Annotated in this window: 1 protein-coding gene; it reads right to left on the bottom strand. The window is 38.4% G+C overall.

All coding sequences use genetic code 11. The features are described 5' to 3' along the window. Nucleotides 1–169 precede the first annotated feature (169 nt). Nucleotides 170–1393, bottom strand: coding sequence for an IS110 family RNA-guided transposase (locus IRY55_RS13295; RefSeq protein WP_194563818.1), 1224 nt, complete (start codon nt 1391–1393; stop codon nt 170–172). Between the last annotated feature and the right edge of the window lie 247 nt (nt 1394–1640).

Genomic DNA, 1640 nt, shown 5'->3' with positions numbered 1-1640 from the left:
TTCTTACGATTAGTCAAGTGTATTTAATTAATTTCTTTTGTTTTTATGATTTAGTTTTGTGGGGGAGGGGTACCCCTCCCCCACAAAACTAAATTTTCACAAGCCAAAAAGACCTAACGATTTTTATTTTTTTCGAAAGGTCTATATGGTATAGTTGAGTTACATTTTATTACGAATTCTGAGCTGGTAGTGCGGACTCATAATCGTATAGGATGCCTCTTGTCAGTAACTGAAATGTCACTTTCAGAAATTTATTGACGCAGGCGATGATCGCAACCTTATGAGGCTTTCTCTGAGGTTGCGTTTTTAATTTATAATAGTAATCCACAAAATGATTTGGCTTCTCCTTTAACATAAGCATCCCTTGAATCATGAAATATAGAATTTTTCGCAAATGTTTATTGCCACGTTTGTTGATGCGGTCACGATACTGGGTATTACCGGATTGATAACGCATGATATCAATCCCTACATAAGCGTTTAGTTGTTTCGCATTTCGGAAACGGCGAATATCCCCGATTTCCCCAATTAAACGACAAGCTGTTGAATCGCCAACACCAGGAATGGAACGTAATACGGTATATTCTTGGCGTTCTTTAGATAGTACTACCATCTGTTGGACGAGTGCTTCTTTCTTTTCCTTTAATTCTCCAATACGAGATGCGTAATCTCTTACTTGGTCACATCGAACATCTATCGGCTTAATTGCGGGATAACTGTTTTGAGCTGCTTCTATTAGTTCAATCGCCTTTTTCTCCGCCCGATTAAGTGAAAGGTTCTTTTTCGTATTCGCTTTCAAACGATTTTTAATGACTGTTTTTGAATGCGATAATACAAGTGCAGGATGTGGGTAAAGCTGTACGATATTTAAAAATAAAGCCGAACTTGGCGTAATTAGTTTTTCAAGCTCTGGAAAACTCATATGTAAAATCGCATGCATTCGGCTTTTGAGTCCAATCATTTCTTCATCTACCTCGTCGTAATAACGCGTGAGTGCACGCATCTGTTCATAATAGTCATCTTGAACGTAAGTCGCTTCACGCTCCATTTTAAAGTGCGTTTTCGCTAGTTCATGTGCGTCACTACAGTCCGTTTTATGACGTCGCATTTTCGCCATTTGTAGGTTCGCTTCAAGCGGATTCATGCGACTATATGCATAGCCATGATTTTTGAAAAACGCTTCTACTGATTTGGAATAGACACCTGTTGCCTCAAAGACAATTTCAGGGGTTTGTCCATCAAGCTTCGTTACTTCTTCGATACGCTCGTGTAATCGTTCAAAATCTATTCGCGTATGATTTAGTTCACCTTCATATTCACATTGTCGATAGCGATCATAAATAACGATTGAACTCTTATCCTTACTCACATCTAACGCAATGACATGTTTCATCATTTCCATCTCCTTTTTAGCTAGTCATAGAAGTCTTCACATTACCTTATCGATTCCACTTTCTTATACGCGATCTCTTTGGACCCAACAGACTAAACTGATTCATATAAGGGTGTGAAGTTAGCCGGTTTTTAATACGGACTCTCAAATGGTCCCAGAGGCTAGTCGACTTTCCTTCACTTCTACTATAAAAAAATAGTAGCACAAACCATGGCCTTGGTTTGTACTACTAATCTTAGTCTGTTTT

The sequence above is a fragment of the Savagea serpentis genome (assembly GCF_015351395.1).
In the GTDB taxonomy this organism is placed as follows: domain Bacteria; phylum Bacillota; class Bacilli; order Bacillales_A; family Planococcaceae; genus Savagea; species Savagea serpentis.
The sequence above is the reverse complement of the archived record's forward strand: the minus strand, read 5'-3'. Positions and strand labels throughout refer to the sequence as shown.

Excerpts from the sequence above, each read along its gene's own strand:
- IRY55_RS13295 (WP_194563818.1), bottom strand. The coding sequence starts at position 1,393 with ATGAAACATGTCATTGCGTTAGATGTGAGTAAGGATAAGAGTTCAATC.